Origin of the sequence: Limosilactobacillus secundus (assembly GCF_020784695.1) — a bacterium.
Classification (GTDB): domain Bacteria; phylum Bacillota; class Bacilli; order Lactobacillales; family Lactobacillaceae; genus Limosilactobacillus; species Limosilactobacillus reuteri_F.
The window spans coordinates 148,340-155,310 of the sequence record NZ_JAJGUA010000024.1 but is presented as its reverse complement, the minus strand read 5'-3'; the positions used below and the strand labels follow the sequence as shown (position 1 = coordinate 155,310).

Genomic DNA, 6,971 nt, shown 5'->3' with positions numbered 1-6,971 from the left:
GGTCATATGATGCCAGATCATGTGCACTTGTTAGTAAGTATTCCGCCGAAGCTAAGTGTATCGCAGTTTATGGGATACTTAAAAGGGAAAAGTGCATTAATGATGTTTGATCGACATGCAAACTTAAAATACAAATATGGGAACCGACATTTTTGGGCTGAAGGCTACTACGTAAGTACAGTTGGATTGAATGAATCCACGATAAAGAAGTATATCCGAGATCAAGAGAAACATGATATAGCAATGGATAAGCTAACAAGTGTGGAATATTCGGACCCTTTTAAGGGTAAGTGAAGTAGTACAAACACCGCTTAAAGCGGTGGCAAAGTAGTCAGAGCATTTTGGCTTGAGCAAAGCGAAAGCCAGCGCCTTGAGACGCCGGCTTTTATTATCGGCTTATAGCCGATGTGCAAACCACCCGTTTGACGGGTGGTTATGATTAATAATATTCTTCAATACAATAATTTTTTTGATGGCACTTATTGCATGTAAGATACCTTGTATTAGGGGTATGACGTGCAAAAAGCCAATTACTAAACGATACTCTAAACTGATGAGAACAATGAGGACAGATATAGCAAGTATGATGGTAATAATTTATGGTAATATACCAAGTTAAAGCAACTGTAATAAGGATTCCTAATAATAACCATATCAAATTTCCTTGATAAAAAAGAAAGTAAAGAATACTGCCCCAAAGAATGAAGTCGATACTGATACCAATAAGCAACAATTTAATTCGTAGCTGTTTTAACTTCTTTATCTTTTTGATCTTATCAAAAATGCTTTGACTGATATTTCCTGGGAAATCAGAATGTTTATTTAAAAAAGTTTCTAGTTGAGATAGACTTGCTAATTGCGCTGAAGCATCCTTAATTTCTTGCTGGAGCTTACTTCGTTGGTTAATAATTAGGCTTTGTAGGGTATTATTGTCAGTGTCATTAATAATCTGTTGAATATCCTTTAAGCTGAATCCTAGTTGTTTATAAATTAGAATTTCTTGAAGTTGTTTAAGATCATGATCGTCATAATGGCGCAATCCATTTTCTGTTCGTTTAGCATGAAGCAACCCCCGGCGATCATAGTATTGGATTGTTCTGATTGAAACATTACATTTTTTTGCTAATTGACCAGTCGTATACATGTTAACCACTCCTTTCATACTATTAAGTGTAGCTAATGACGTAAGGTCGTGGTCAATAGAAAAAAGAAAAGAGAGTGGGACTAAAAACTCGCTTGCGAGTTTTTAGTCCCACCCCCACAAGGATGGCTACGCGTCAAAAAATGAAATCACAAGTGACTGCTGTCTTTCTTTACGTTTTAATTTTTAATAATCAAATAATTCTGTTGAAAGGTAACGGTCACCGCCATCGGGAGCAACAGTAATAACTTGCTTACCCTTACCAAGCTTTTTGGCAACTTCAATTGCACCCTTGATATTAGCACCAGCCGAGATACCAACAAGAATTCCTTCTTGGTGACCGACTTCGCGTGCCATTGCAATTGCGTCATTGCTCTTAATTTCAATGATTCCGTCGTAAACATCAGTATCAAGAACTTTTGGGATAAAGCCGGCACTGATACCTTGAATCTTGTGCTTGCCACCTTTCCCTTCTTTTAATACTGGAGATTCTGCTGGTTCAAGAGCATAAACCTGAACATTAGAATTAACTTTTTTCAGTGCATGACCAACCCCAGTAAGCGTTCCTCCAGTCCCAACACCAGCAACAAATGCGTCCGGAATATCATCGCCAAATGCTTCAAGAATTTCTTTTCCCGTAGTTTCTTCATGAATTGCTGGATTTGCTGGATTATCAAATTGCATTGGCATAAAGTAGTCTTTTTCTTTAACTAATTCTTCTGCTTTTGCAATTGCACCTTTCATTCCGTCGGCACCGGGAGTAAGAATGAGTTCGGCCCCATAACCTTGCATAAGTTTACGGCGTTCAATACTCATTGTTTCTGGCATGGTGATGATAAGATGATATCTCTTAGCAGCCGCAACCATGGCTAATCCAACACCGGTGTTTCCAGAGGTTGGTTCAACGATTGTTCCCCCTGCTTGTAATTTACCGTTTTTTTCCGCTTCTTCAATCATCGCGAGGGCAATCCGATCCTTAATTGAACCGCCGGGATTAAAGAATTCAAGCTTTACATAGACATCTGCTGCATCTTCAGGAACAACGTGATTTAACTTAACAATCGGAGTATTACCGATTAAATTTACGATTGAATTTGTGATTTCTGTCATATTAATTACTCCTCGTATTCTATAAATATATCCTTACGGATTTTGCTACATTACACCTTGTTTTCTGGTCACCGCATGATAACCTCTAATTATCATTGGCTTTGGTCAACTGGTATAGGTTAATACCTCCTGTAGTTTTTAACTACTTATGAAGTCTGCCGCCCAGCCAATCTACTGATTTTCGAACTCACATGCTGTATCGATTAGATAGTTTACTAATTCAGAGTAGGATTAGGTGCAGCTTTAACTCTCTAACCAATGAATACTGATACTTGCGAGGATGTTTTTAGTGATTGTAATTAGGGGCTATCATGCAGTGATCAGATTAAGACCAGTAAATTTTAATGAAAGGAGGCCATTCCAATGAAACTTTTTGTCGGTATTGACGTTAGCTCAAAAGATTTAGTAACTTCAATGATTTCTGAAGAAACAACTGAAGTTGTTTTCCATGGTAACTTTGTTAATGATTTGAAAGGCGCAACAGAATTAAAAAACATGATTATTGATACGGCGAATTCAAATCATCTCGACCAAGTTGTGATTGGCATGGAAGCCACTTCCATTTACAGCTTTCACCCAGCAATGTTTTTCCAAGAAGACTCGGACCTTAAAAAGTTCAATACACAATCCGTGGTTATCGATCCTAAGAAAACTAAGCGCTATCATGATGTCTTCGCTGAAGATAAAAATGATCAAATCGACGCTTTTTACATTGCTGACTTCCTACGTGTTGGACGCTATTCAGTAGGGATTGTTCGTCAAGAGAACTACATTGCCCTGCAACGCTTAACGCGTTCCCGATATGAGCTTGTTCAAAGCTTAGCTCGGGCTAAGCAACACTTTATTGAGAACCTATACTACAAGCTCAATAAATTAGGAATTTCTGATGAACTGAATACTTCCATCTTCGGTTCAACGATGATGAGTCTACTAACTGAAGATATGACTACTGATGACTTACTTAATCTTTCGATTACTGATTTAGCCGATTATCTGAATGAACACGGCCGGGGTCGCTTCGCGAACCCTGAAGCCTTGGCGAAAACAATTCAAAAGGCAGTTCGTGCTTCTTATCGTTTAGACAAAGTAATTGCTAATTCAGTTGATACAGTTCTCTCCGTTTATGCCGAGGAAATTAAAGCTTTTCAGAAGATGATTAAAGACCTCGACAAAGCAATTGAGAAAGTAGTTCAAGTAACTGATGAAGAACAGATTTTGCGCTCCATTCCCGGAATTGGCCCAGTATACGCTGCTGGTATTTTAGCTGAAATTGGTCAAATCGAACGATTTGATAATGAAGCTAAATTGGCTAAATATGCTGGGCTTTCCTGGCGAGAAAAGCAGTCCGGAACTTACGCTAGTGATAATACTCCGCTCAAGAGAACTGGTAATGCTTATCTTAGATACTATTTGGTTGAAGCTGCCAACAGAATTAGAATCCAAGATCCAGTTTTTGGTGAATATTATCGGCGTAAATATCAAGAAGTAAAGCATACCCCATCAAAACGCGCTCTCGTCCTTACCGCACGTAAACTTATTAGGGTGATTTTCTTCCTACTCAAAAATCATCAAATCTATCAGGAAAAGAGGTAATTGGTATAGGAAGATAAACTGATTCTCGACGCTTAGCTTTTAAAACACCTTGGGATCAAGGCTTATTTAAGTGCGTCAAAAATCTGGTCAAAACAAGTTTGTCAGTGATAATTTTATCTTGACTTATTACCACATGACTTTACAAATTGTTGTGTAGCGATGTGGTCCGCAACTGAATGAAGCCAATTATCAAAGAATACTCGTTGGGTAGTTGCCCAGCTGAATTCGGGATCTTTCATATGAAGCGGATCGCGAAAGTAGTTTTGCGGCTTGATATACTCAACGCCGGGATTAGCATTTCGTTCTCGTAAGTATTCCTTTAAAAGGGCATCCTTCCCGTATTCAAGATGAGAGAAAAGAAAGTATTGGTTCTTTTCTCGAGCGCGGAACGAGAATAGGAAGTTATTTTTGGTCACAGCATTAATCACTAATCGGGGATCTTTCATAATCTTGGCAAGATTAAGTTCGGCATAACGAGCATGGGGAGCAAGAAAGCCATCAGGTAATCCTTTTAAGAAGGGGTCTTGCGCGCGCAAATAATTGTGGAAGACTCCAAAAATTTTTTCAGGTAATTGAAATTTGGGAATATCATAAAGGTAGTTAGCAGCCGCCATCGCTCCCCAGCACACGTAAAGTTGCGGAATGTTATTGGCAACTAATACGTCAATCAGTTGATGAATCTCATCAAGATACGTAATTTCTTCAAATGTAAGTTGTTCGATTGGGGCACCGGTGATAATAAAAGCATCCATTGTGGCAGCTTGTTTTAAATCTAAAGGCTGGGAAATCTCTTGAACAAGGTTAGGGACAGGGCGAGAAGTATAGTGGGTTTGAGGGTAAAAGTATTGGACATCAACATTGTAGGGTCCCTCAGAAAGTACTTTTGTAAATCGCAGTTGAGTATCTACTTTGTCATGCATTAAGTTAAGAATTCCTATTCTTAATGGATCTGCTGCCATGAAATCACCTCGATATAATCTAAATTAAACTAAAAACTGTCACTAAACAATAACATAGATTAATTACGCCTAAATAAAGGCAGTTTAATCTGTCGTGAGTAGTTTAGCAACAGCTTGTAAGTTTTTTTATGACGGTGGTGTTAATAAGAATCATGAACGACATCTCCTCATTTTATCGGTCGTACTTATTTATAGTAACTAAAGTGTAACCGCTAAAATAAGAAATGTCAATTTATAGTGCTTAACCTTGCTCAACGATTTTACGGTACATTCTGGTAGTAAGTCCGTAAATAGCAAAGTAAAGGCATAGGAGGATAAGAGTAATTGATACGGCAATTATCGCCATCAATCGAACATTATAGAAATTAAATTGAATTAGAATTTGCCGAATTGCAGGGATCGCAAAGCAAAGATTAATTATTGCACCAACTACTGGCAACATGAAGACCATCAGTACTTGACTGTGAATACTCTTGGTTGTTTCTTTCTGGCTTAAACCAACTTGTTGCATAGTCTTGAACCGATATTGATCTTCATAACCTTCAGTAATTTGTTTAAAGTAAATGACAACAGTTGTCGTGATTCCCAAGGCAAAGCTAATGAGAATTCCTAAAAAGACAATTCCACCATAGAGACTGGTCAATTGACTGCGAAGGTTTGTCCGCGAAGAATATGCTTGATTTGGCAAGTGAAGCTGTGCTTGAAGATCATTTTCAAAATTAAGATGAGCTTTCTTGCTGCCGTTTAAGTGATAATTAATTCCTGTGAAGTTAATTGTGGCAGTGTTTGCCGGAAGTTTATTTGTGATTATAAAAATTGGTGAATAAATAGCGTGACTTGGATTGAAGTAGTAGTTAAAGTCATGGATAGGAGTAGCTTGGTATTTTTGCGCACCAATCTGTAAAGTACCACGATGTTCTTTAGCAGGGGAATAAATCAAAGCCTTATTTGCTGCTAATTTAACATGTTTATCCGCAATCCGATTATAAGTTGCCGTCGACATGGTAATGACCGTATTGGTAGTTCGATTAGTCATATCCTGTAAATTACCCTGGTTGATGAAACGATTCTTTTTCCAGTAGCCGTATTGCGGAGCGCTCGTTGTAAAGGTAACGTGCTTATTAAGGTGAGCATGGTGCTTTTTAGCAACAGAATTGATGGTCGATTCTTGTTGTGCAGTGAGTTTCTGCGAGGTGATAATTGTAAGATCACGTGGGGCAAAAGAATTAACCGTATCATTAATACCAGCATACATAGTTAAGGATGTAAATAAAATTACCAGGACAGAACTACAGAGTAAACAAATTGTTGCAAGACTAGCGCCATTTTGTTCCATCCGTTGTAACATTCCAGAAACCGCAATAAAGTGGCGAGGACGATAGTAATATCCTTTGTTTTTTTGCAGGAGTTTAAGGACAATGATGCTCCCAGCGATAAAAATAAGGTACGTTCCAATCACAACTAAAAAGACAGCAGTCATGAATGTTGTTAAAGCTGATATCCGTGGTTTAACCGTAATTGTGAGATAATAGGCGTAGGCAAGCGCCGCAATGCCCAAAAGTCCGGCAAAGGTAAAGAACTTACCATGACGCGCGATTTTAGTTTGTTGGGGATGCCATAATTCATTCGGATTTAACCGGAGAAGTTTGATCAGATCAATAACCATTAAGATTAAGAAAAAGCCGCCAATGATGATGATTGTATTTATTATCGCGCCCCATTCTATCCAAGGTTGCGATAAATGATCGATTTGCAAGAGATGAGCAAAGCCAAGAAAAGCGAGTCGATCAAAAATAACCCCAAATAAAATTCCCAGAAAAAGGCTGATTACTAAAAGATAGCACTTTTCAATGACTGTTAGTACTTGTAAGTTTCGTCTTGTCATCCCCAGCATACTATAAAGACCCATTTCTTGTTGACGTTGTTGCCACAAGAACCGATTGACGTAGACCATAAACGCAAGTGTTACAAGGATAATAAAAGTTGATCCTGTCTGCATTAATGCTTTAGTAACCGCCGCGGTTGGCAAATCTTTAAGGCTGCGATTAATTTCGACCGCCTTAAAAATATAGTTAATAGCAACTAGCATTGTCATTGATATGAGGTAAGGAATGTAAACTTTAAGATTTCGCTTAAAGCTCGAATTAATCAGTTTGAAAAAGAGCATC

Annotated in this window: 6 protein-coding genes; 2 read left to right on the top strand and 4 right to left on the bottom strand. The window is 38.2% G+C overall.

Annotated elements, in window-relative coordinates; all coding sequences use genetic code 11:
* The coding region (tnpA, locus tag LMB57_RS02470) for an IS200/IS605 family transposase (RefSeq protein WP_229278044.1) at positions 1-294 on the top strand (294 nt) is incomplete at its 5' end.
* A gap of 145 nt (positions 295-439) precedes the next feature.
* On the opposite strand, the gene LMB57_RS02465 is transcribed toward tnpA, so the two are convergent.
* Positions 440-1,144 (bottom strand): MerR family transcriptional regulator, encoded by a 705-nt coding sequence (locus LMB57_RS02465; RefSeq protein ID WP_229278043.1) that lies wholly within the window; start codon positions 1,142-1,144, stop codon positions 440-442.
* Positions 1,145-1,327: 183 nt separating this feature from the next.
* Positions 1,328-2,251, bottom strand: coding sequence for a cysteine synthase A (gene cysK / locus LMB57_RS02460; protein ID WP_229278042.1), 924 nt, complete (start codon positions 2,249-2,251; stop codon positions 1,328-1,330).
* Positions 2,252-2,614: 363 nt separating this feature from the next.
* On the opposite strand from cysK, the gene LMB57_RS02455 reads away from it, so the two are divergent.
* A complete protein-coding gene (locus LMB57_RS02455; RefSeq protein WP_229278041.1) occupies positions 2,615-3,844 on the top strand; it encodes an IS110 family RNA-guided transposase in 1,230 nt (409 codons plus the stop codon).
* Positions 3,845-3,957: 113 nt separating this feature from the next.
* Here the strand turns inward: LMB57_RS02455 and LMB57_RS02450 are convergent, their stop codons facing one another.
* Both LMB57_RS02450 and LMB57_RS02445 read right to left on the bottom strand, forming a co-directional pair.
* Positions 3,958-4,803, bottom strand: a complete 846-nt coding sequence (locus LMB57_RS02450) for a homoserine O-acetyltransferase/O-succinyltransferase family protein (RefSeq protein ID WP_229278040.1) — start codon at positions 4,801-4,803, stop codon at positions 3,958-3,960.
* Between the two features lie 241 nt (positions 4,804-5,044).
* Positions 5,045-6,970, bottom strand: coding sequence for an ABC transporter permease (locus tag LMB57_RS02445; RefSeq protein ID WP_229278039.1), 1,926 nt, complete (start codon positions 6,968-6,970; stop codon positions 5,045-5,047).
* Position 6,971 lies beyond the last annotated feature (1 nt).

Excerpts from the sequence above, each read along its gene's own strand:
- LMB57_RS02465 (WP_229278043.1), bottom strand. The coding sequence starts at position 1,144 with ATGTATACGACTGGTCAATTAGCAAAAAAATGTAATGTTTCAATCAGA.
- cysK (WP_229278042.1), bottom strand. The coding sequence starts at position 2,251 with ATGACAGAAATCACAAATTCAATCGTAAATTTAATCGGTAATACTCCG.
- LMB57_RS02455 (WP_229278041.1), top strand. The coding sequence starts at position 2,615 with ATGAAACTTTTTGTCGGTATTGACGTTAGCTCAAAAGATTTAGTAACT.
- LMB57_RS02450 (WP_229278040.1), bottom strand. The coding sequence starts at position 4,803 with ATGGCAGCAGATCCATTAAGAATAGGAATTCTTAACTTAATGCATGAC.
- LMB57_RS02445 (WP_229278039.1), bottom strand. The coding sequence starts at position 6,970 with ATGCTCTTTTTCAAACTGATTAATTCGAGCTTTAAGCGAAATCTTAAA.